Source organism: Bradyrhizobium tropiciagri, assembly GCF_018130545.1.
Classification (GTDB): domain Bacteria; phylum Pseudomonadota; class Alphaproteobacteria; order Rhizobiales; family Xanthobacteraceae; genus Bradyrhizobium; species Bradyrhizobium tropiciagri_A.
In genome coordinates, this window is the sequence record NZ_JAFCKF010000004.1 from 25,417 (window position 1) to 46,891 (window position 21,475).

19 protein-coding genes and 2 pseudogenes are annotated in these 21,475 nt (G+C 60.8%); 14 read left to right on the forward strand and 7 right to left on the reverse strand.

Features of this window, described 5'->3' with window-relative positions; translation table 11 throughout:
- Nucleotides 1-7: 7 nt before the first annotated feature.
- The 5 genes and pseudogenes from JQ616_RS17800 to JQ616_RS17820 all read left to right on the forward strand — a co-directional run.
- Nucleotides 8-115 (forward strand): annotated as a pseudogene (locus tag JQ616_RS17800) (transposase domain-containing protein); the annotation flags it as partial.
- A gap of 258 nt (nt 116-373) precedes the next feature.
- On the forward strand, nt 374-829 hold the full coding sequence (locus JQ616_RS17805; protein ID WP_212016441.1) for a hypothetical protein: 456 nt from the start codon (nt 374-376) through the stop codon (nt 827-829).
- A 225-nt stretch (nt 830-1,054) separates the two neighbouring features.
- Nucleotides 1,055-1,561 (forward strand): lipocalin-like domain-containing protein, encoded by a 507-nt coding sequence (locus tag JQ616_RS17810; protein WP_212016443.1) that lies wholly within the window; start codon nt 1,055-1,057, stop codon nt 1,559-1,561.
- Nucleotides 1,562-1,816: 255 nt separating this feature from the next.
- Nucleotides 1,817-2,209, forward strand: coding sequence for an MscL family protein (locus JQ616_RS17815; protein ID WP_212016445.1), 393 nt, complete (start codon nt 1,817-1,819; stop codon nt 2,207-2,209).
- A gap of 119 nt (nt 2,210-2,328) precedes the next feature.
- The gene (locus JQ616_RS17820; RefSeq protein ID WP_212016447.1) at nt 2,329-2,562 is read left to right on the forward strand and encodes a hypothetical protein; all 234 of its coding nucleotides are present in this window, start codon (nt 2,329-2,331) and stop codon (nt 2,560-2,562) included.
- Between the two features lie 2 nt (nt 2,563-2,564).
- Here JQ616_RS17820 and JQ616_RS17825 read toward each other — a convergent pair whose 3' ends face one another.
- The gene (locus tag JQ616_RS17825) at nt 2,565-3,017 is read right to left on the reverse strand and encodes a hypothetical protein (protein WP_212016449.1); all 453 of its coding nucleotides are present in this window, start codon (nt 3,015-3,017) and stop codon (nt 2,565-2,567) included.
- 105 nt (nt 3,018-3,122) lie between these two features.
- Between JQ616_RS17825 and JQ616_RS17830 the strand changes: the two genes are divergently transcribed.
- From JQ616_RS17830 to JQ616_RS17850, 5 genes are all read left to right on the forward strand, one after another.
- On the forward strand, nt 3,123-3,365 hold the full coding sequence (locus JQ616_RS17830) for a DUF6471 domain-containing protein (RefSeq protein WP_212016451.1): 243 nt from the start codon (nt 3,123-3,125) through the stop codon (nt 3,363-3,365).
- Nucleotides 3,366-4,269: 904 nt separating this feature from the next.
- Nucleotides 4,270-5,709 (forward strand): IS1182 family transposase, encoded by a 1,440-nt coding sequence (locus JQ616_RS17835; protein ID WP_212016453.1) that lies wholly within the window; start codon nt 4,270-4,272, stop codon nt 5,707-5,709.
- Nucleotides 5,710-5,987: 278 nt separating this feature from the next.
- Nucleotides 5,988-6,200 carry a DUF2158 domain-containing protein gene (locus JQ616_RS39895; protein WP_212016455.1) on the forward strand — a complete coding sequence of 71 codons (213 nt, stop codon included), beginning with the start codon at nt 5,988-5,990 and terminating at the stop codon, nt 6,198-6,200.
- A 345-nt stretch (nt 6,201-6,545) separates the two neighbouring features.
- A complete protein-coding gene (locus JQ616_RS17845) occupies nt 6,546-7,571 on the forward strand; it encodes a WD40 repeat domain-containing protein (protein ID WP_212016457.1) in 1,026 nt (341 codons plus the stop codon).
- 424 nt (nt 7,572-7,995) lie between these two features.
- Nucleotides 7,996-8,394, forward strand: coding sequence for a hypothetical protein (locus JQ616_RS17850; RefSeq protein ID WP_212016459.1), 399 nt, complete (start codon nt 7,996-7,998; stop codon nt 8,392-8,394).
- A 1,185-nt stretch (nt 8,395-9,579) separates the two neighbouring features.
- On the opposite strand, the gene JQ616_RS17855 is transcribed toward JQ616_RS17850, so the two are convergent.
- From JQ616_RS17855 to JQ616_RS17865, 3 genes are all read right to left on the reverse strand, one after another.
- Nucleotides 9,580-10,383 (reverse strand): hypothetical protein, encoded by an 804-nt coding sequence (locus tag JQ616_RS17855; protein WP_212016461.1) that lies wholly within the window; start codon nt 10,381-10,383, stop codon nt 9,580-9,582.
- Nucleotides 10,364-12,565: an AAA family ATPase gene (locus JQ616_RS17860; RefSeq protein WP_212016463.1), complete on the reverse strand. Its 2,202-nt coding sequence runs from the start codon at nt 12,563-12,565 to the stop codon at nt 10,364-10,366. Before JQ616_RS17860 ends, JQ616_RS17855 begins: the two co-directional genes overlap by 20 nt.
- 69 nt (nt 12,566-12,634) lie before the next feature.
- Nucleotides 12,635-14,278, reverse strand: a complete 1,644-nt coding sequence (locus tag JQ616_RS17865) for a hypothetical protein (RefSeq protein WP_212016465.1) — start codon at nt 14,276-14,278, stop codon at nt 12,635-12,637.
- A 756-nt stretch (nt 14,279-15,034) separates the two neighbouring features.
- Here JQ616_RS17865 and JQ616_RS17870 point away from each other — a divergent pair.
- Together JQ616_RS17870 and JQ616_RS17875 are read left to right on the forward strand one after the other, a co-directional pair.
- A complete protein-coding gene (locus tag JQ616_RS17870; protein ID WP_212016467.1) occupies nt 15,035-15,244 on the forward strand; it encodes a DUF2945 domain-containing protein in 210 nt (69 codons plus the stop codon).
- 12 nt (nt 15,245-15,256) lie between these two features.
- On the forward strand, nt 15,257-15,805 hold the full coding sequence (locus tag JQ616_RS17875) for a DUF488 domain-containing protein (RefSeq protein ID WP_212016469.1): 549 nt from the start codon (nt 15,257-15,259) through the stop codon (nt 15,803-15,805).
- 37 nt (nt 15,806-15,842) lie between these two features.
- Here the strand turns inward: JQ616_RS17875 and JQ616_RS17880 are convergent, their stop codons facing one another.
- The gene (locus JQ616_RS17880) at nt 15,843-16,997 is read right to left on the reverse strand and encodes a caspase family protein (RefSeq protein WP_212016471.1); all 1,155 of its coding nucleotides are present in this window, start codon (nt 16,995-16,997) and stop codon (nt 15,843-15,845) included.
- Between the two features lie 73 nt (nt 16,998-17,070).
- The gene (locus tag JQ616_RS17885; RefSeq protein WP_212016473.1) at nt 17,071-18,303 is read right to left on the reverse strand and encodes a hypothetical protein; all 1,233 of its coding nucleotides are present in this window, start codon (nt 18,301-18,303) and stop codon (nt 17,071-17,073) included.
- Nucleotides 18,304-18,514: 211 nt separating this feature from the next.
- Between JQ616_RS17885 and glf the strand changes: the two genes are divergently transcribed.
- On the forward strand, nt 18,515-19,723 hold the full coding sequence (glf, locus tag JQ616_RS17890; RefSeq protein ID WP_212016475.1) for a UDP-galactopyranose mutase: 1,209 nt from the start codon (nt 18,515-18,517) through the stop codon (nt 19,721-19,723).
- A 12-nt stretch (nt 19,724-19,735) separates the two neighbouring features.
- A pseudogene (locus JQ616_RS17895) lies at nt 19,736-20,842 on the forward strand (serine hydrolase domain-containing protein); the annotation flags it as partial.
- A 102-nt stretch (nt 20,843-20,944) separates the two neighbouring features.
- Here the strand turns inward: JQ616_RS17895 and JQ616_RS17900 are convergent.
- Nucleotides 20,945-21,232 (reverse strand): hypothetical protein, encoded by a 288-nt coding sequence (locus tag JQ616_RS17900; RefSeq protein WP_212016479.1) that lies wholly within the window; start codon nt 21,230-21,232, stop codon nt 20,945-20,947.
- Nucleotides 21,233-21,475 lie beyond the last annotated feature (243 nt).

Below are 21,475 nucleotides of genomic sequence, written 5' to 3' on the forward strand. Positions count from 1 at the left end.
TTGGGGCTACGTGACCGACGCACTCACCAGGATCGTCAATGGTCATCCGAATAGCGACATCGATCAGCTGCTTCCGTGGGCCTATTGCCGTCACGAACTCAAAGCCGTGGCCTGAAGACAGCGCTTACAGCGGAAATTGAAGCTGTTTCCTTAAAAATTGAGCGTTTGGCAATTGGAGTGGTTGATATGTTCAACATATGCAACCGTACGACATTGAGGAGCTTTCGTGCGTTCGTGGATTGTCGGTTCAGTAGTTGCACTGTCGTTCGCTGCGGACGCCTGTGCCCCAGCTCGCGCTGACTATCCTTGGATGTTTGCGCAGGTGACGTGCGCACCGACGCTCGGATATTTCTCGATCCGACGGATCACGATAATGAACCTTCCCGAAAAGGGGCCATACTTGACTGAAGGGCTCGAACCGGGACCTGGAATTGCTGAAGCGTTGGGCCGAGAAAACGGCATCTTCGACAGCGATGTTCTGCAGCGGAAACCCTTCACTTGCTCGATTCCTTCATTCAATTCCCCGAACGGTTGGGGTGCAGAGCGGCGGCCCGGTTTCGATGTCAAGGTCGTCGGGCATCTTGACCGGAATAGCGAGAAGAGCACCTATTGTGAGATAGCCGATAACGCGGAAGTGTTCCTCAATGGGAGCAGCATTGGGCTACTAGTCCTCAACCCATGCAAAACCGGCGAAACGACCATTAGCATCGAGGTCGCCCATGATGGTGTTGAGCTGGTAGCCAAGAAATGCGTTGAGCCGTCAATCCGCGATGATCCCGACGGAAATAAGATCGTCTGTACCGAGAGCCCGATCGGTGACGTGCACTAGCAACACAACCTTATCATTCATCGAAGGTCCGACTTCTCTTGGCTGCGATGCCCGCTTCTGGCCCGTTTGCGACATGCCGATAGGCGCAGACAATGTCTGCTCGTTGGGCAAAATCGGAAATGACGGTCGCGGTGTCAGAACGACGCGATTGACCCCAAGCGGACCTTCTTGCTTTTGCCAGCACTAGCGGCACACACTCGATACTTTCATAACGGAGGAATTTTGATGAAGAAGTATTTTGTCGCCCTCGTTATCGGCTTGGTCTTTTCAGGCGCCGCATTCGGTCAACAGAAGGCGACCAAGGATGCGATAGTAGGAGCGTGGAAGCTCGTGTCCGTCACCAGTGAGATGGACGATGGAAAGAAAGGGGAGCCGTTCGGTCCTTCCCCAAAGGGCGTGATCATCTTCTCGAAGGACGGCCACTTCTCGCTATTTCAATCCCGCGCGGAAATCCCGAAGATTGCGGCCAATGACCGGGCTAAAGCCACGCCTGAGGAAGCTCAAAGCATCGTCGCCTCAAGCATCGCGTATTACGGCACATACGCGATCGACGAGCAAACAAAAGTGATGGTGGTCAACCTGGCTGCCAGCACGTATGCGAACGTTGCGGTCATTCCCGATCAGAAGCGAACGATTACCCTGCTGACTTCTGACGAACTCAAGTTCGACAATCCTCGAACGCCGAACGGCATGACCCTGCGAACGGCGTGGAAGCGCGCGGCAGCACCTTAGCGATATCGACTTCCGTTTATGGCCCGTTTGAGACATGCCGATTGTGTCGCGCGGTGTCCGCTTTCAGAGGTAACCCGGACGACATGTGCTCGGGCTGAGTTCTTCTCAGTTTGACCCAAAGCGAATTAATTAACTGTTAGGTGTGCTCCGATCTTGCACCCACCCCCATTGAAGTGGGGACGTGCCTTCACGGTTGTTTTAATCTTATTAGACAACTTCGGAGGCGGTGTTCGCGTGTCGTGCTTGGAGCCCTAGATGCTGCGTAAATTGAGTATCTTGTTTTTCTTCCGCAATGGATTTTTGGCTCACTCTAGCGCCTTTGAATTAGCGGTGGGCCTCTTCATTGTCTTTGCGTTCCAACACGTATTGACTACGTTGATCTCTGGCGTCGTTTTTCCGATGATCGGCGCCTTGATTGGGGGCTTGGATTTCTCCAACAGCTTCGTAGGTCCGAGCCGATCCGTAACAGCAACGAACTTGGCTGATGCAAAGAAGCAGGGCGCCGTTCTTGCTTATGGCGAGTTTTTGACGACGCTGATCAATTTCATCATTGCCTTGTTCGTCCTATCATTTGTTCTCCGCGCTGGAGCCTCGCTTGCAAAGCGTTCAAACTCGGAAGCTGCATTGCCCCAACAGCCAACCGACTAGGCTATCTTTGTGCTTTGCATGCCGGTTATCCGCAGAGGTTGTTGAAGTGTCAAATCTCGCGACAATGCTTCGATGCTCGGAGTTTGCCGCCGGAAGAAGCCAAGTTTGTGGAATCAAATATGGATACCACCAAGCTTTTCCTTCAGGCCAATAGAGCCGGGTTCATGGCCATGACCTATTCAAGTCTGTTTTGGGGCGTCAAAGCTCGCGCTGTTTTGGCGGATTACTTCGCACGAGTGAATGGCGAGTCCAAAGCCAGATCTGAAGTGAGGGAACTGGAGGACATTGGCCGACAGTTTCATAAGTACGGCCATCCCTCCTATCGCGACATCGCCGCCGCAGCGACAGCTTGACGTTACAGGGCAACACGCCATCGCGCCGGGTTGGCCTCGCCAACCCGCTCCACGCCTTTCCCCTCATGGTTCTTGAGGCTGTGCTGTATCCCCAGCGCGATGCCCTGTACGTCGTCGCCAGTCGCGTCCTGCACGCCATTGGCTGCTAGAACCGCCTTCGCCAGCTCCGTGGCGGTCATCGGCTCCGTGGCCGTCTGAGCACGTCCAGCGCGCGTCTGTAGAGGGTGCCGCGCTTGAACCACGGGTTTGGCTTCCGCCGCTTCACCGCGATCCGGCCCAGGTTGTAGCTGGGGTCCAGCCATCTTGATGACGGCCTCGACGTGCCGCATCTGCTCAGCCAAGGCGTCATGCTGTTGCCGGTTCGCGAGTATCTGGCCGCCTAGCTCCATATGAAGCCGTTCAAGGGTGTTGATGGCCGGTCGGGTGTGAGGGTCTTTCGTCGGTCTGCCGCGCATCGCCGCATCCTATCGAATATGATAGCTAACGAATATGAACCGTTTGACCGGAAGTCAAGACCGGTCTATCATATTTGTTAGCTCACGGAATCGATAGGAGATGCCATGGTCCTACCCAAGGCGGAAGAGGAATGGGGCCGACGCGCCAGCGACTTCCTCAAGGCGGAAATGAAGAAGGCCAACGTAACCTATGCCGACTTGGTCAAGCGGTTGAAGAAGCACGGCCTCAAGGATGAGACCGAAGCTGGGATCACCATGAAGCTAAAGCGCGGATCGTTCACCGCGATCTTCTTTCTTGCGTGCGTTGCAGCGCTAGAGCTTGAACAGGTGGTCCTAGAGGAAATCTAAATGAGGCCTTGGATCGGCGGCCTATGCGGTGCACTCGGCGGAGGGATCGGCGCCATGCTGGGAAGAGGCGATCCGCTTGATGCACTGTTAGGTGCAGTGGGAGGATTTCTTGGCGTCTTCTACGCTATGCGGAAGTCGAGCAGGCAGAGACCGCCAACTGAAGGGCGCCCTTAAGGGAAAGAAAATGAACAGGTCAATTATGGGCCGCTTGATCGCCGTCGTCGTGGTTGAGTCGGTAATAGTCGGCATGTGGCTGTTCGGCACTCTCAACCCTGCGATTTTCGCTGTGTTGATGCTTGGCGTGCCTGCATTGGCTCTGACGGTCGCTATGCCAATAGTGTATCTGACCAGGTCAAAGTCCCCGGAAGACCCAAAGTCATGATAACGCCACCCCGCATCGTCGCCGCCGCAGCTTGCGTGGCTATTGCTTTTTGGTGGCTGGGATTCTCACATCAGGGCCAGCCCGACCATGAAATGTGGGCTGATTTGGCAAGTATCGGGTTTATGGGGGCGGTCGTCGTCGCCTTGGGTGCCGTCTATTTGAACTTCGAAAATAGACGGCGCTCAGGAACGCCGCCCGAAGACAACAGGAAATCAGATTAAGCCATCGCACCCTTTCTTTTTAGACCCTTGTGGCCTTTTTAGACCCTTGTGGCGTTTGCGCCATAATACCGCTTTCTCCAGATTGTACGTGGATACAATTTCACACCGCGACAAGAACCCGCCGTCGTCAATAAGGCTGCTATTGGCCCCTGGCTGACCTCAGCCCAGAGCGCGGCGATGTCCGCTTCCGAGAGGTGTCCCGACCAAGGGCATGCTGGCTGCCGGGGCAGCCTTTGACCCTGGCTGTGTGAAGACGCCGCTGCTTTGCTATGATTCCCTCGTGATTCTGCGGGGGAAGCTGATGAGGCGCTTCGTTAAGCAGGCGGATCGTGGGCAGTGGACGCTATTGCCCGAGTGCCTCGATGATTTCATTCACGAGAGTAACCCTGTTCGTGTGATCGACGTATTTGTCGATGCGCTCGATTTGGCTGAGATGAGATTTGAAGGGGTGGAGCCAGCGGCGACTGGTCGGCCATCGTACCACCCCTCGGTTCTCCTCAAGCTTTACATTTACGGCTATCTGAACCGGGTTCAGTCGAGCCGGCGGCTCGAACGAGAGGCCGGACGCAATGTCGAGGTCATGTGGCTGCTGGGTCGGCTCGCACCCGATCACAAGACGATCGCGGACTTCCGCAAAGACAATGGCCTGGCGCTGCGCAGGGTATGTGCTCGCTTCGTCGAACTCTGCCGCGAGATGGGCCTCCTCGCGACAGCGAGCGTTGCCATCGATGGCAGCAAGTTCAAGGCCGTGAACAACCGCGACAAGAACTTCACGCGGGCGAAGGTGGAACGGCGGCGTGCCCAGCTGGAGGAGAGCGTCTCGCGCTATCTGAGCCAACTTGACACGGCCGACCGGCAGGAGCCGACGGAGGCACTGGCCGCGAAGGCGACGAGGCTTACCGAGAAACCGACGAAGCTGAAGGAGGAAATGGGCAAGCTTGCCGCTTACGAGAAGCAGATGCTTGCTTCGCCTGACCAGCAAATCTCACTGACCGATCCCGACAGCCGTTCGATGGCGACGAGCGGGCGCGGTTCCGGCGTCGTTGGCTACAATGTGCAGGTCGCCGTAGATACCGAGCACCACCTGATTGTGACGCATGAGGTGACGAACAGCGGCTCGGATCGGGCTCAACTGGCCAATGTGGCCAAGCAGGCGAAGGCTGTTCTAAAGACCGAAACGCTCGAGGCCGTTGCCGATCGCGGCTACTTCAGCAGCCTGGAGATCCTCGCGTGCCACGAGGCCGGCATCACCGTAACTCTGCCCAAGCCGCAGACGTCGGGTGCCAAGTCAGATGGCCGCTTCGGCAAGCAGGACTTTGTCTATTTGCCGGAGGAGGACGCCTATCGCTGTCCGGCTGGGGAGCAACTACCGTATCGCTTTACGAACGAGGAAGATGGCAAGCAGATAAGGCGCTACTGGACCACAGCCTGTCAAAAATGTTCGCTCAAATCGCAATGCACGACAGGGCCGGAGCGACGGGTTCCACGATGGCAGCATGAGCATCTGCTCGAAGCTGTGCAGCAGCGCCTTGATGCAAACGCACAAGCCATGCGCGTGCGTCGCGAGACGGTCGAGCATCCGTTCGGCACCATGAAGGCCCGCATGGGAGCGACACACTTCCTCACCAAAACACTTCCAAAAGTAGCCGCCGAGATGGCTCTCTCGGTCCTTGCCTATAACCTGACAAGGGCCATGAACATCGTCGGGACCAAGCCGCTGATGGCCGCGATCGCGGCCTGAGACCAAACCGTCTTGGCTTCCCACCGCCCTCCCCGGGGAAGGTGTTTTTACACAACCAAGACCCGAAGCGGACTTGTGCCGCTTCGTTAAAAGTTGAGTATTCCTCGGCGCGGATGGTTGATTTATCTGGGCTATGCAAGCTCCAATCTTTGCCGGTGGTCTGCGACCGGCCATTACTGGCTTGCTGGTGGTCTTTTTCAAGCGTCCGTCCGGCATAGGCCAGACAGATTAGGTCGCCTCAGGTAGCCGCTACCGACATGCATCTCTTAGGAAGCGCCATGCACAGAACCGGCAGCCTCGTCAGACACAAGAGCGGCGGTCCCATCATGATGGTAACGATGGCGCATCCTCGGCATCCGATGATGCAGCACGTCAAGTATGAATGCACCTGGGTTGAAAACCAACAGAGAATGGTCGCGGATTTCGAAGCAGAGTTGTTGCAGCCCGTATATGCCGACGGTATGCCGCGAACATGCATCGGTCGTGAATGAACGTCGCCTATTTCGGTCGGGCTTATGATTGACGCATTTCGTGTAGGCTATGCTACCGATGTCTGCTCCTGCACAAGGCTCCCGATGCCCGGAAGCTCCTTTACGCGCGCCTGCTTAAAGCAACTGTTGCGGATTTCAGCCGTCGCAGCGCTTCTTACAACGTGTCTGCCTGGCATCGTCGTCGGCCAAGAGAGAGACGCGCCGCCCCCCAGCATACAAAAATCGCTTCCGAAGCTTCGCCTAGAGCGAACATTGATGGCACCAAGCGAGATCAGCGGACCGCGAGGAGCTTTCAATACTCAGTCGGGAAACTCAAAATTTACGTTGAGCTCGGATGGTGAAAGGTTGGCGGTCTATATTAGAAATGGACTCGCAATCAACACGTGGACCGGCGACACCAAAGTTGAGAAACCGATTCCTCGATATACCAGCTTTGGTCTCGATGCTTATGTCTTGAAGTTTCTCGGTGGACATCATCTGCTAATCAGCAGCCCCGCAGCAGAGACGAATGATTCGGCGGGATGGAAAAAAATCGAAGATGTCGCATTTTCTGTTCTTGATGCAGACACTGGAAAAGTGCTGCGCAACGTCTCAGGTCCCAATCCCGGCGCTCAGTCGAATCAGAACATAGCTGTTGATATAGCTATATCGCCTGACGAAGATCTTGTTGCGGCCTTCATCCGTCAACTAACCGATAGTCGCGTGATGATTTACTCCACGGATGATTGGCATCAGGTGACAGAGCTTGATCTTCACACGACCGGCACGAAGGAAGACGAGTTAAATCCATCAGCGCTGGCTTTCAGTCCCGATGGCAAGTCATTAGCCATCGCCCACGGCTTCCACGGTCGGATTAAGTTTTACGAAGTTGGCACGTGGAAGCTGTCGCGCTCGATAGTAACGTTCAAGGAAGAGCCGCCTCCGCTTAATGCTTTGCTTCTTGACGCCCTTGCGTTCAGTCCGGATGGCTCGTTACTCGCTGTGGCATCGCACGCGGGTGGATCATGGTGGGTATCCAACGATGGCCGCACTGCACAGGAAGGCTCTGGTACGTTAAGGCAGGTTTTCCCGCATGAACCGCTACGAGTTTACAAAGTCGCCAATGGCGAGCGCGTCAATTCACTGGGATCGTTTCCCGGCGGCTTGAACAGCAGCTCAAAGCTAACCTGGTCAACCAAAGGCGACTACGTGGCCTTCATCGACGCGCTTGGCGATGCTCGCTTCTGGAATCCGTTTCAGCCCGGGCCTTCAGTCGTAGTTGGGCGAATAGGACCTCACGCAGAAACACTATTGCTGTCCAAAGATGGCTCTCAGTTGTTGGCCAACTGTCCTGACGGCATTAAGATCTTCAATATTGTTCCTGCTCCTTAGCCTTAGCTCGCAAGAGTCTGCTTATGGCGTGCGCCGTGCAAAGGCGGCGCTTTCCAGTGGGTGCAAGCCCCACCCGGCGACCGCTCCAGCCGGAAGCAGCCGGAGCAGCTATGGAGGTGACGAAATAGCTGAAGCCTTCGGAATGCGTGCCACGAATTGGTGGCAGGGCGAGTGTGCAGGCCGTAACGCGAGTGAACGCCGAGCAAACCTCGAAAAGGACAATGCGCGGGCCACAAGGAAAGCGTACGCAACACGGGAGACCCCACGACGCGGTCAGGGATGATCAACCGGACGCCCGCGAGGGACAGGCCGGGCGCCGTGGGGATGCGGAGAGGTTCGTAGTACCAGTGAAGCCGGGTAATGCCGGTGGAGGGAAGGGACCTCAGTTCAAGACGAACGCAACACGTAGTGAGGGACCTGGAGATTGGGCAACCTATCAACTCCGAAGAGTGTTCAGAAACTGCAGACGGCGTTGCACGCGAAAGCGAAGGCAGAAGCCGGCTATCGCTTCTATGCCCTGTACGACAAGATCAGCCGCGAGGACATCTTGGCCTATGCCTATGCTCAATGCCGCTCCAACAAGGGCGCACCGGGTGTGGACGGGCAGGACTTCGCGGATATCGAGGCGTACGGGGTGCAGCGGTGGCTGGCCGACGAACCGGGTGGGTGGGCGGCCGTACCCAATCATGGCCTTGCACGACGTCGTGAGAGCTCGCGAGCTCGAAAAGCAAGAACCGTCCAACTAGGCTCGTCGGCTCGTCCGGACATGGCGGAACGGACACAGCACGTATCTGTGGCGGTAACTGTGGCGGTGCCTTTTTGACTCGAGTGGTATCCGCTCTAGGCCCTTGATCTCATTGGTGGGCCCGGCAGGACTCGAACCTGCAACCAGACCGTTATGAGCGGTTCGACGGGTCGATCTGCATCCAACCTCATTCTGACCGCTCACGCTTTATTGTACTGCTTCACCATATGCGTCCAAACTTGCCAGAGCTTGACGTGGATATGGGAGGACTGGCTTGAAATAGCTGCAGCTTATCTTCGTGATTTTTCGAGGCTGTTGAAGTGTTTTCGTTGTTGCGCTTTGTACCATTCGATCTGTCTCCAGCATGCTGTAACCAAGCGACTGTATTGGCGACAAGGAGAGACCATGACGGGTGGCCAGTTGGAAAATGGTGGACGAAGACAGCCTAGAGGCGAATTGTCGCCTACAAATGGTCGCGATGCGAAAGTGGTCCCGTTTGGTGAACGGCTCAGCTGCACCGTCGACGAAGCTTGCTTGGCAACTGGCCTGGGACGTACGAAGCTTTATGAGTTGATAGGATCTGGCCAACTTATCACGACAACGATTGGCCGCCGGCGCTTGGTGATGGTGCGATCACTTCTCGCACTTTTGGATACGACAAATTCAGTATGAATAATTGTTGGCTTTTCGTCCGGCGTACAGCTCGCTAGTTGAGTAAGGTTGCTTCGTAAGAGCGTTCATTGCTGCACCGCATTCCCCAGCTCGATGCGTCGCCCGAGTAGTCTTTCGTCATTAGGTGACTGCTGGCGCAGGCCTGACGTGGCGCGGATGGTGGCGTACAGTGATGATATCGCGTCGCATTGATTGGCATCGGAAACTCAGTCCTGCCGTCGGTCGCCGAGCTTCGAGAAAATCGCCTCGAAAATTCAGCAGCTCAACGTTCAAAATAAGCGTAAACAGACGAACAAATCAGAGCGCACCTACGCGCGTCGGGAATGGCGCCGTTGTTGTCTGTTGGTGGCATCCGCCGGGCATTCATTGTCCCCAACTACCAACATTCGCAAAATTGTTGGTAGAGACGTTGGTAGTCCCTCTGTTGGATTCAACAATACATTTGTTTTATCAATGTGTTATATCCATAGTGTGGAGCCGCCCCTGGGCACCATCCCTCTCATCGCAGTTCTGATCGGCTGGTGGCACGAATGAGCCAACGGCTGGGACGGATGCGTGACTGGCGTCCGGAATCCGGCGTCTGCGCCGGACCTATCGATAGTCCTTGTTGTCGATCACCTTGCCGTCCTTGCCCACACCGGCGTCGGTCGGCATGCATTCGACCTGCACGAGGTCGGGATAGAGCTCCCAGGTTCGCACCAGGAATTTCCTGCGGATTCCGTAGGAGGTGATGACACAGCGGTTCAAGACCGGGCTGACCGCCGCGGCGACGTAGCCGGGATAGAACAGCGAGCCATGATGGAGCACGCTCCAGATCTCGTTGAACCAGGTCGAGCGCACCCGGAAGGTCACCGTGTTCTGCTCGGTGCAGGGCAGTGTCTCGCAACCATAGACCTCGTGGACTTCCAGGCCTTCGGTCTGTGAACTGGAGAGGTTCTGCGAGTTGGAAAGATAGAGCTGCTCGTCGTGCTGCACCGTGGCGAGGTACCAGGGCAGCGTCACGGCGACCGTTGCCGCGCCGTAGATGAGGTAGCAGACGGCGATCGTCGCCAGGATCATGATTCCGCCGCGCGCCTTGCTGAATTCCGGATCGCCATAGGCGTCCTTGGCGTAGACGCAGCGCGCCCACAGCGCGCGGTAGCCGGCGAACACCCAGCGCAGGAAGCGGTAGATCCGCCAGGTCACCGGCGCGATCAGCTGCAGGTAGATCCAGCCGCAGGAGCGGACGAACTGCGACCAGAACCGGCCGAGCATGGTCAATTCGCGGTGCGCGCGCCCGAGATCGGACTGGTCATAGGACTTCTTGGCCTCATAGGCCTTGGTCTTGAAGTCGGACAGCGTCTTGTCGATGCCGTGCAGCAACGCATCAGCGTCGTTAGGCGGCTTTTCGGTCATGGGCGATCCAGTTCGACGTGAAGTTGCGGCTCGCGGCATCGAAGCCGATGTCGAGCGTCCCGCCGAAGGCGGCATCCGCCATCGTCCTCTCGACGATCATGGCCTCGATGCGCTTGATGCGCCCGGGCAGGCCGCGCGCTCCGATCTCGGGCGAATAGGTCTTGTCGCAGAACTCGCGCAACTGGGCCTCGGGGAAGCGTACCTCGATCGATTGCGCCTTGTAGAAGGCGTTGATGCGCGAGATCTCGCGGAACACGATCTTCTCGATCGTCTCCATGTTGAGCTTGTGGAACAGGATGATGTTCTCGCGGCCGTCGAAGCGGTTCAGGAATTCGGTTCGGAACGACTTCTTCAGATCGCGGATGGTGAGTTCGTAGGCCTCTTCCTGGCTCAGATCGCCGGGACCGGTGCCGACCCGCAGCGCATGATCCGCGCCGATATTGGTGGTCATCGGCATCACCACGTCGCCGAACTCGACCTTGCGGCCCAGATTGTCGCGGCAGCGGCCGTCGTCGAGGATGTTGAGGCAGATGTTGAAGATGTCGGGGTGAGCCTTTTCGATCTCGTCCCACAGCATGACCTGATACGGATTGGCCCGCACCGAGTTGGTCATCTCGCCGCCCGCAGCGAAACCGTCATAGCCCGGAGGCGCGCCGATCAGCTTGGTGACGTCGTTCTTCTCCATGAACTCGCCCATGTCGTAGCGGTTCAGCGCCTTGTCGGTATCGAACAGCGCCTCCGCCAACCCCTTGGCAACTTCGGTTTTGCCGACGCCGCTGGCGCCGCAGAACAGGAACGGTAGCGGCTTGTCGGTGCGCCGTCCCCGCCGCCAGACCTTGACCGCACGATCGACATGATCGAGCACCGCGTCCTGGCCGAACACGCGCCGCTTCAGCGAGCCGTGGAGATTAAGCAGCTTGACGGCGTCGTTCTGCTTGAGCTTGGAGGCGTCGATGCCCGAGATCAGCGAAAATTCGTCGATCACCATATCTGCGGTGAACAGCAGCCGATCGTTGATCTCCTTGGTGACAGCCTTGTATTTCACCCGGTTCTCGTCGACGGCTGCCTGGGTCCGCGCGATCTCGCCGCGCAGCTGGAGAATTTCGGGCGTTGCATAGCCGGACGCCCTGGCGATCAGATCGAAATCGGCATCGCCGGCGGAGGCCTTGCCGGCGGGCTCGTCGAGGTGCCGCTTCTTCTCCTCCTCCTCGAGGGTGCGCAGCTGGGCCTCCATGTGCGCGATCGACTTCTCGCCCTCGCGTTGCGCCGCGTAATAGCCCTTGATCCTGGCCTGGTATTCGGCGAACTCGGCCTTGTGGCGGGCGATGGCGGCGCGCACGCTGGCGGCCTTCTCGTCATTTCCGGAGCCCGGTCCGGCGGCCGCGAGACGCGCGAGCTCGGCTTCCAGCTCCGCGAGCAGCGGTGGCGTCGAATGCGCTCGCAACAGATAGCGCGCCATGCCGCGGTCGAGCAGGGTGCGGGTGCGCGCGGGCTGTGCAGCGGTGAGGCCGGTGTCGAGCGAACGGTACTTGCTCGACATGTCGATCGCGGCCCTGACCGCCGCCGGATCGATCCGGACCCCGTAATTCTCCTCGAGGTCCTTGGCGCCGTGAAGCGCGATTTCCTCGAGTTCAGCGCCGACCGGCTCGGTCAGATCCATCAGCGTGAAGTGATCGCGGAAGTCGGAATGACATTTGAGGACCTGGGTCAGGTCCGCCTCGCGCACCTCGAGGAAGACCTGGGTCTTCTTCGCCTTCACCATCGCCGTCAACGCGTTGACGATGTGCATCAGCCCGCTGTTGCGCAGCGCATCGATCAGATCGAGCGTATCCTCGACGATCAGGACGCTGTCGGGAGTGCGGTTCAACGTCGCGAAGATGGTCTTGAACTGCTTGACGATGGCGTCGTTGTCGCCGAGGCCGAACAGGCCGTCGGTGTCGAGCCAGAACAGTCGCTTGTTGACGATGTCGAACGGCGCGTCGGGGTCGGCCTTGCGCGCCTGCAGCGCCAGCGCCAGCGTGGTGATGCCGACGCCGCTCGGACCGGACACGATCACGCTGTTGGCCTCCATCCGCGTCAGGATGGTGCACAGTTCCTCGAACTTCTCCGCGCAGCCAACCAGCTTGAAGTTCTTGCGCTCGGCGAGCTTCTCGCTTCCGGTGATCAGGAAGTTGTCGGCCATTGGGATTTCCATCGGTCAGGCTTGCACATGAAGGAGGCCGGACCGGCAGTGCCGGTCCGGCAGCGGACCTCAGATCTGCCCGAACGTGATCTCCTTGTCGTCGACCGGTTTCGGTGCCGCGGAAGCGGCCGGCGCGGCGGCATCCCTGGCGTCCATGCCGATGCTCTCCTGCAGCCGCGCCCGCACGGTCGCAGTGACGTCGCTGAGCTCTCCGAGCCGGCTCTGGATGTTGGAGAGCCCGTCTTCCCGCAGCTTGTTGGCGGCCTGCAGCGATTCGGCGATGTTCGACATCGACTCGACCTTCTCCATGATCCGCTTGGATGCCTCGTCGACCTGCAGCGCCTGGCGGATGACCTCCTTGTTGGCGACGTCGTCGGTCACCGCATTCATCGCCCGCATCGAATCGCGCACGCTCTCCGAGGCCTCATTGAGCGCCGAATTGTTGAGCGCCTGGATGGTGGTGTTCAGGCTGGTTGCGACGCTCGCGATGCCGTCGCTGGAGAGCTCACGCAGGTTGACGTTCTGCTTGCCGAGCGCGTCGTGGAAGGTGTTGGCGTCGACCGCGTCCTTTTCGAGATCGGCCACGGTCTTCTTGGTGCCGCGGCCGCTGTCCAGCAGCGCGGTGACGTGGCGCTCGAAATCGTTCTTCTTGCGCTCGCGCTCGAGCCGGGCGAGCGTATCCTCGCCCTCCTTTGCGGTCGACAACGCCTGCACCTTCTCCTTGTTTGCCGCGGAGGCGAGGTCGATGCCTTTGTCGAGAATCGCGACCACCGTGATCATCTGCGAGTTGATCTTGACGAGCTTGTCGGCCTGGCCCTCGATGCCGCCGAGTTCGTCGCGCAATTCCGAGACCGTGACCTGCGACTTGTCGATGTAATCGAGCGCCGCCTTGATGATGCCCTCGACGCGCTTGACGTGCTCGGGGCCGGAGATGTCGAGCATCTTGCGGACCTGATCCTTCTCGGCCTTGAACTTGCCCTGCTTGGCGTCGTGCTCGGCCTTCTCCGTGATGATCGCCTGCGCCTTGTCACGGCAGGTCTTCAGGGCCTCGATTCCCTTGGCGATCAGCAGTTCCTTAGCGGCGATTTCGGCCTGCGCGGATTTCTTGATGCCGCCGAACAGGCCGGTCTGCGTCTTCAGCTGGGCGATGTCGCGATCGAGCATGTCCTTGTCGGAGTTGATCTGCCGCGCTTCGGACTCGACCTGCGCAGTCCGGCGGTCCCAATCGGCCTCGCGCTTGCGATCCTCCTCGATCTCCGCGAAGGTATCCAGCACGACATTGTCGCCGGCGGTGCGCAGCGTGTAGAGCGCATCGAGATTGTCGACCAGCGGCCGGATCATCTCGCGGAAATCGAGCACGCCCTTGTTCATGTCGGCAAAGGTCTGCTTCATCTTGGCGAAGACCGTCGTCGACGACAGCTCGATCAGCTTGCGCTGCATCAGCGTGCGCTGCTGCGCCAGATATTCCTTGTAGCTCTCGAGCTGCTTGATCGACGCCTTGCACTCCTCGGCGAGGTCGGGCGAGAGCAGCGTTCCGATCTGGCGGCTGCGCTCTTCCGGCGCGGTGTCGGGGTTAAAGACGATCTTGGCCACCGGATTGGCCGTGATGTCGACGGGGGCTGCCTGCGCCGCCTGCTTCGGCGCCATCCGCGCCTTCACGGCCTCATTGAGCGCGGTCGATTCGGCGAGTTTCGGGGATGCAGAGGTAGACATTGCAGTCGTCTCCTGGTCTGGCGGTTCCAAAAGGGAGCCGCATAGGCAGCGCGGGCGTGAAAGCCGCGCTGCGCGAAAGAAATCGTCCTTAGGCAGCTAACATGAGAAATCCGGCCGATGCGGAAACTAGATGCAGCTCCTCAGCCGCACAACCATAGGGAGGCCCCATTCGAGCGGTTAACCAAACGAAGTCCCGACATTGTTTACGCATCGTTCTGCGGTTGCTGAGTGTTTCAGCCCGGAAGGAAGCTCATTGATTTATTTCGCTGGCTGATTTGTCGCTTTGCGCCGCGTCCGGTTCGATTGAATCTTCGCGGGCCGGTCCTGGACTGATCATGGGTTGATCTGAGGCACACTTTGCGTTGGTCACCCAGGAGATGCGCTCTCGCCTTGACGCCCGCAAGGGTCGACAGCGATTTGAACTCAAGTGGGCCCTGGCGCGCGGAAGCCGTCCGCCGATCGGGCTAAACATTTGAATCTGCTTCGGAAGTAACCTTCCTATCCGGCTTTCGCTGACCTGTTGTCGACGCGAGAAAATCGTAGCGAGTTCAATGATATGCGGGTTCGAGATTTTATTTTGAATGGCGCGTTATTCATGTCACGGCCGCCGCACGGCGACAGCCGCGAGAGGCAGGAACCTGCATCGGATCCGCCGATTGTCAGGAAGCCAGTTATGTTGGGTCGGTTGAACCCCATACTGTCTATGCTGGCCCGTCACGGGCGGCTGGCGTGCTCGATCAAGCTGGAGCGTACGACATGAGCAGGAGATTCAAGGTCGGGGATCACGTCGGATGGAATTCCGAGGCCGGGCACGTCTCAGGCACCATCATCGCGGTTCACACCAGCGATTTCGATTACAAGGGGCACACGCATCGCGCCTCTGAGGCCGATCCGCAATACGAGATCAAGAGCGACAAGACCGATCACGTCGCGGCCCATAAGGGCAGCGCGCTGCATCGCGTGTGACGGAGGCGCGGCGTGGCGCTTCCGTTCTTCACGATCGGCCATTCCAACCGCAGTCTTGAGGATTTCATCGCCGTCCTCACCGCGGCCGCCATCGACCGTGTCGTCGACATCCGAACGGTGCCGCGGTCGCGCACCAATCCGCAGTTCAACAAGGACACGCTGCCCACGCCGTTGGCCGCTGTTGATATCTCGTACGAGCATCTGGCTGATCTCGGCGGGCTCCGCGGCAAGGCGCGCAGCGTGCCATCCTCCGTCAACGCGTTCTGGAGCAACGAGAGCTTTCACAACTACGCAGACTATGCCTTGTCGCCGCAGTTTCACGCGAGCCTGCAGCATCTGCGCGACGAAGGCCACCGGCAACGCTGCGCGATGATGTGCTCGGAAGCGGTGTGGTGGCGCTGCCACCGCCGCATCGTCGCCGATTATCTCATCGCCTCCGGAGAGACCGTCGTCCACATCATGGGGGAAGGGCGCCTGGAGCCCGCCCGCCTTACCGAAGGCGCCGTCGTGCAGAGCGATGGGACAGTGATCTATCCGGCGACCGGTGAACTGGATTTATGAGGGCGACGCTTGCGGCCGCGGCATGGCGACAGGCGCCTCACTCCACGCTGCGCTTCCAATAGCCGGTGCCGAGTTTGCCGGTGATCACGGCGGTGGCGTCGTGGACTTCGTAGGATCCGGCGTCGCTGTAGTTCCTCAGTCCCTTCAGCGCGTGCAGCGTCCAGCGGCCGTTGGCGAAGGTCACGGTGCCTTCGTGGGCTTGTGCCGAGCGGAACGGCTCGGCGTGGAATTTGTAGGTGCCGTCGGCCAGGATCTGCCAGATCCAGCGCGACTGGCCGCGGCCGCTCGCCACCATGATCTCCCAGGTGCCGACCAGCGCGGGATCGATGGCGCCGGTTGAGGCTGCCGGCGCCGTCGACACTGCCGGAGCCGCCGCGGCCGGCGTTGCGTTCGCCTGTTTCGCCGTCTCGGCCGGCGGCGCGCCCGCCAGATAGATCGCCTTGCGCGACAGTGAGCCGTAGACGAACGGCTGCTGCTCGTTGCGGGTCGCCTCCATCACGTCGTCGCGGACGTTGCGGAACATGAAGGTGACCTCGACGCCTGGCGTCTCGATGTTGTGCAGCAACGCCGCGGCGAACGGACTGTTGCGGCCGTCGCCGTCGAGCGCGGTGGTGCCGTCGCGCGCCGCATAGGCGACCAGCACGTTGCCGACCGGCTCGATGCGGCCGAGCCCGCTGGTTGTCGCTGCACGCGTCGCAACCGAGCGGCTCATCTTCGCCGCGAATGGATTGTTGCGGCAGGCATCGAGGATGACGAGGCCGAGACTTCCGGTGCTCGAGACCTGCAGCATCACGCTCTGCAGGCTGATCGCTTCATTGGCGGCGTCGGTGTCGCGCTTCAGTTCGGCATCGACCGGGATCAGCCAGTTGTCGCCGTTGATCTCCATGCCATGGCCGGCGAAGTACACCGCGGCCATGTCGGCGCCGGCGGCATTGTGCCCGAACGCGATCAGGCCGCGCCGCATCTCGTCGAAGCTGCCATTGGTGATCAGGGTCACCGCGAAGCCGAGACGCTTCAGCGCCGCGGCGATGTCGCCGGCATCGGTCGGCGGATTCGACAGTGCCGGCACGCTTCTGTAGGCGCCGTTACCGATCACCAGCGCCACCCGCTTGCCGTCGGCCGCGACCGGCGCGGCAAAGCCCGCGAGCACGGCAGTGAAGGCCAGTCCCGAAACAAACGCGCGCCGGTTCATGCTGGACCCGATCCGAGGTGACCGGCACAGGGTATCGCAGCCGGCGCGACGCGGCCACGGAAATGGCGTTGCGTCAGGCCGCCTGCTTCGGCGTCCAGACGCCGGCCGGCACCGGCTCGGCCGGCAGCAGATTGGCGCCGGCGGCCCCCGCGATCGACATCGTGATCTCGTGGATGTCCTGCATCGAGCGCTGCATCGAGAAGCGCGGATAGAGCTCGCGCATCGTGGTCGCGGTCGCCGCCTGCGCGCTTACCGGATCGACCAGCACGGCCTCGACGGCGGCGGCGATGCTCGTCGTCTCCCGGCCGAAGCTGTAGGGCGCGAGATGCGGCATCTCCTTGGCCGAGAAGCGGTTGGCGTCGAACACCGGCACGGTGCCGGCGCCGAGCGCGAAGAACACCCGGTCATGCACCGACCCGTCGATATTTGGATTGAGCGAGACCGCGCCGAGATAGCTGCCGAGACCCTCGCGCATCGCATCGAAGGTCATCGCGCCGAGCACGCGGGCCGGACGTCCGCTGACGTCGAGATCGCTCCAGCCGCCGCCGATGAAATCGACCGGATAATCCGCGAGCACCGCGCCGACCTCGCGGGTGCGCACGCCCCTGGTGTAATTGTCGAGCCGGGTCAGGATCACGTTGAACAGATCGCCGCCCGGCTTCAGGTAGACCAGATGCTGCTCGGCGACGTCGACGATGATCTTGGGAAACGCGCCGCAGGTCTTGCCTTGCGCCTCGGCGATCGCGTCGAACAGCAGCGCGAACAGCTTTGGCGGCATGGTCTTGCGCCAGCCGCGCTCGAGGCCCAGCGGATTCCAGCCGGACTTGGCGAAGATCAGCCGGCCGTTGCGCTGTTCGGGCGGCAGGCCGCCGAAGAAACCGGGATCGGGGATGCCCATATGGGTCGCGAACACGCTGCCATTGGCGCCCAGATGATCGCGGTTGAACGCGGCGTGGTCCGGAAACACGTAGCCATGCGCGGCATAGCGGCTCTCGAGCCCGTGGCGCTTGGCGAAATAGCAGGGGTGGTCGCAGAACCAGGTGAAGACGGGGATCTGCGCGACGTCCCAGAACAGCCTGCCGTCCTTGGTGTGGATGTCGAGCCCGATGCCGGAGAAGCCGAGCGCCATCGTCTCGGCTTTCCGCGGCAGCAGGGCGTTGAGCCGGGCCGAGAAATCCGGCGCCAGCAGATCGAGCATCTTGACCTCGTGCCCGAGCCGGTCGAGCTCGGCGGCGGCCATCGCGAGGATGCCGCGCAGCGAATCATAGGTGGTGTTGCTGGAATACAGGACGCAAATCACGGACATGAGGCCCCCGCGCAAAATGCTGTTGCTGCGCGCGCGGACAAATCCGGTCGCTTCGCATGCTGTCAGTTGAACGGCCGAGTCGGCGGTTCCGGGCACGGAATTATCGCGGCCTTAACCAAATTCTTCGCCGGAAGTCAGCCACAGCGCCGTTGAAGCTCCGTCGGGATGTCGCGGCGGGCTATCGCCCGGGCCCGCGCGGGGCGGGGGCCAGATGCAGCTTGAGAGCTTCGACGTCGTTGTGGTGGGCGCGGGCTTCTTCGGCGCCGTGATCGCCGAGCAGGTGGCGAACAAGCTTGGCCGCAGCGTCTGCGTGCTCGACCGCCGGTCGCATATCGGCGGCAACGCCTATTCGGAGCTCGATTCCGACAGCGGCGTCGAGGTGCACCGCTACGGCACCCATATCTTCCACACCAATTCCGAGACGGTCTGGCGCTATCTGCAGCGCTTCACCTATTTCACCGACTATCGTCACCGCGTCTTCACGGTGGCGAACGGCCGTGTCTATTCGATGCCGATCAACCTTGCGACGGTGTGCGCCGCGTTCGGGCGCATCATGACCCCGGACGAGGCGCGCGCCGTGATCGCGGCGGAGGCGGCAGCGCATGGCGCGGCGGGGATCGGCAATCTCGAGGACAAGGCGATCGCCTCGGTCGGTCGCACGCTCTACGATCTCCTGATCCGCGGCTATACGCAGAAGCAGTGGCAGACCGATCCGCGCGAGCTGTCAGCCGACATCATCGGCCGCCTGCCGGTCCGCTTCACTTTCGACGACCGCTACTTCGCTGACCGCTACGAGGGCATGCCGGTCGACGGCTACACCGCGATCTTCCGCCGGATGCTCGAGCATCCCAGGATCGCTGTCGAGCTCGGCGTCGACTATTTCGACGTCGCCGACCGCATCAACCCGCGCCAGCTCGTGATCTATACCGGGCCGATCGACCGCTTCTTCGGCTATGCAAGCGGCCATCTCGGCTGGCGCACCGTCGACTTCGCGCGCGAGCTCCACGACGTCGCCGATTTCCAGGGCGCCGCCGTCATCAACTATGCCGACGCCGAGGTGCCGTTCACCCGCATCCACGAGTTCAGGCATCTGCACCCGGAGCGCGCGCATGACGGGGCGCGGACCACGATCTATCGGGAATATTCCCGCTTCGCCGGCCGCAACGACGAGCCGTATTACCCGATCAACACCGCCGCCGACCGCGCTATGCTCGCCTCCTATCATGCCATGACAGCGGCACACCCGAACGTCATCTTCGGCGGCCGGCTCGGCTCCTACAAATATCTCGACATGCACCAGGCGATCGGTGCGGCGCTGAAGACCTTCGAGCACGAGGTCGAGCCGTTCCTTACCCGCGGAGGCATGCAGCCCGGCGACGCCGCCGCGCGCCGCCACGCCTTGTCGGCCTTGTCGGCGTGATCTAATCCTGCCCGCGTGCCCGGCGCGGTGGTGGCGATCGCGCGTGACGGCAGGCTGGTGCACTACAAGGCTTATGGCCAGCTCGACCCGGCCAAGGGCACGCCGATGCCGATCGACGCGGTGTTCGCGCTGGCGTCGATGACCAAGCCGATGGCGGCGGTCGCAGGCCTCGCCCTGATGGAGCAGGGCCGGCTGCCGCTGCAGGCGAGGGTCGCCGACTATTATCCGGCATTCGCCGACATGAGGGTCGGCGTGCAGCTGGCCGACGGTTCGCTGACGATGGAGCCGCAGGCCCGACCGATCTTCATCCACGATCTCTATCGCCACACCTCGGGCCTGATGTATGGCGGCCGGCCCGACAGTTCGAGCGCGCTGGCGCGGCTCTATCCCGACGGCACCGCGCCGGCGGTCGAGGGCGACACTCAGGCCTTCATCGATCGCATCACCCAGCTGCCTCTGGTGCATCAGCCCGGCACCGAGTTCGAATACGGCTTCTCGATCGACGTGCTCGGCGCGGTCGTCGAGAAGGTGTCCGGCCAGCGGCTCGGCGACTATCTCGCGGCCAATGTCTGGAAGCCGCTCGGCATGAAGGATGCGACGTTCCACCCCGCCGACGCGCAGCGGGCGCGGCTGGCGCGGCCGTTCGCCAACGATCCGCTCACCGGCAAGCCGCAAGCGATCAAGCTGCTCGATACGCCGACCAAATTCGATTGCGGTGGCGCCTGCTCGTTCGCCACCGTCGGCGACTATCTGCGCTTCGGGCAGATGCTGCTCAACGGCGGCGAGCTCGACGGCAAGCGCATCCTCAGCCCGAGCACCGTGCGTCTGATGACGTCGAACCATCTCGGACCCGAGATCAAGAACAACGTCGCCGCGGTCGAGCCGCATCGCGGCGGTTTCGGCTTCGGTCTCGCGGTCGCGGTGCGGACCAGCGAGGGCCTGTCGTCGGTGCCGGGCAATCCCGGCGAGTTCACCTGGAACGGCGCCTACGGCACGCAGTTTGTCTGCGATCCGAAGGAGCGCCTCGTCATGGTGGTGGGAACCGCAGCGCCCGGCGAACTGCGCAAATATTATCGCGAGAACGTGCAGGACATCGTCTACGGCGCGATGGTGAAGTGACCACCCTCCATGTTGCTGGAGAGTGCTCCACGCACGGCGGTCCGCCGAACAGCAAAAGGCCCGCCGCTCAATCCGAGCGACAGGCCTTCACATTTGCGTGGGCTACCACTGCCGGTAGACGCCGGTCAGCGTGCCGTTGTTGTTCCCTTCGGGACCGACGTCGCCCTGCGAGGAGCTCGGCGTCGGATGGTTGGTGCCATTCATTGCGCCATACCAGCCCGGTTGAACCTGATTGTACATCACCTGCGGCTGATAGGTCTCATAGCGTGGGCCGCCGTAGTACCGTGGGCCGGGGCTCCCATAAGGATAGTTGCCTTGCGCGAACGCACCTGCCGTCGTTGCGATCAGCGACGCCGCGGCCAGGGTCAGTATCGTGGTCTTCCGTTGCATCCATGCACTCCTTGCTGGTGTCACGACCAACGGGTGCCGCGGACCAGCGTTCCTGATCTGCCATGCAACGCATGAAGGTGAATCTGCGCGGAGGTGGGATCAGGATTTGGTGAGGAGCCTTGCGCCCTGACAGGCCGGCACCGTCGCTCTGCCCGGTAGAATGCACCCCTTGCAGGTCCGCTATGCTTTCCTGGCTATAACGGCCCAAGGTCGAGCCGCGCCTGCGGGTGCGTGGAAACAACC

What these genes read in the sequence shown, in the direction of transcription:
- JQ616_RS17805 (WP_212016441.1), top strand. Translation starts at nt 374, where the DNA reads ATGAACCTTCCCGAAAAGGGGCCATACTTGACTGAAGGGCTCGAACCG.
- JQ616_RS17810 (WP_212016443.1), top strand. Translation starts at nt 1,055, where the DNA reads ATGAAGAAGTATTTTGTCGCCCTCGTTATCGGCTTGGTCTTTTCAGGC.
- JQ616_RS17815 (WP_212016445.1), top strand. Translation starts at nt 1,817, where the DNA reads ATGCTGCGTAAATTGAGTATCTTGTTTTTCTTCCGCAATGGATTTTTG.
- JQ616_RS17820 (WP_212016447.1), top strand. Translation starts at nt 2,329, where the DNA reads ATGGATACCACCAAGCTTTTCCTTCAGGCCAATAGAGCCGGGTTCATG.
- JQ616_RS17825 (WP_212016449.1), bottom strand. Translation starts at nt 3,017, where the DNA reads ATGCGCGGCAGACCGACGAAAGACCCTCACACCCGACCGGCCATCAAC.
- JQ616_RS17830 (WP_212016451.1), top strand. Translation starts at nt 3,123, where the DNA reads ATGGTCCTACCCAAGGCGGAAGAGGAATGGGGCCGACGCGCCAGCGAC.
- JQ616_RS17835 (WP_212016453.1), top strand. Translation starts at nt 4,270, where the DNA reads ATGAGGCGCTTCGTTAAGCAGGCGGATCGTGGGCAGTGGACGCTATTG.
- JQ616_RS39895 (WP_212016455.1), top strand. Translation starts at nt 5,988, where the DNA reads ATGCACAGAACCGGCAGCCTCGTCAGACACAAGAGCGGCGGTCCCATC.
- JQ616_RS17855 (WP_212016461.1), bottom strand. Translation starts at nt 10,383, where the DNA reads ATGACCGAAAAGCCGCCTAACGACGCTGATGCGTTGCTGCACGGCATC.
- JQ616_RS17860 (WP_212016463.1), bottom strand. Translation starts at nt 12,565, where the DNA reads ATGGCCGACAACTTCCTGATCACCGGAAGCGAGAAGCTCGCCGAGCGC.
- JQ616_RS17865 (WP_212016465.1), bottom strand. Translation starts at nt 14,278, where the DNA reads ATGTCTACCTCTGCATCCCCGAAACTCGCCGAATCGACCGCGCTCAAT.
- JQ616_RS17870 (WP_212016467.1), top strand. Translation starts at nt 15,035, where the DNA reads ATGAGCAGGAGATTCAAGGTCGGGGATCACGTCGGATGGAATTCCGAG.
- JQ616_RS17880 (WP_212016471.1), bottom strand. Translation starts at nt 16,997, where the DNA reads ATGAACCGGCGCGCGTTTGTTTCGGGACTGGCCTTCACTGCCGTGCTC.
- JQ616_RS17885 (WP_212016473.1), bottom strand. Translation starts at nt 18,303, where the DNA reads ATGTCCGTGATTTGCGTCCTGTATTCCAGCAACACCACCTATGATTCG.
- glf (WP_212016475.1), top strand. Translation starts at nt 18,515, where the DNA reads ATGCAGCTTGAGAGCTTCGACGTCGTTGTGGTGGGCGCGGGCTTCTTC.
- JQ616_RS17900 (WP_212016479.1), bottom strand. Translation starts at nt 21,232, where the DNA reads ATGCAACGGAAGACCACGATACTGACCCTGGCCGCGGCGTCGCTGATC.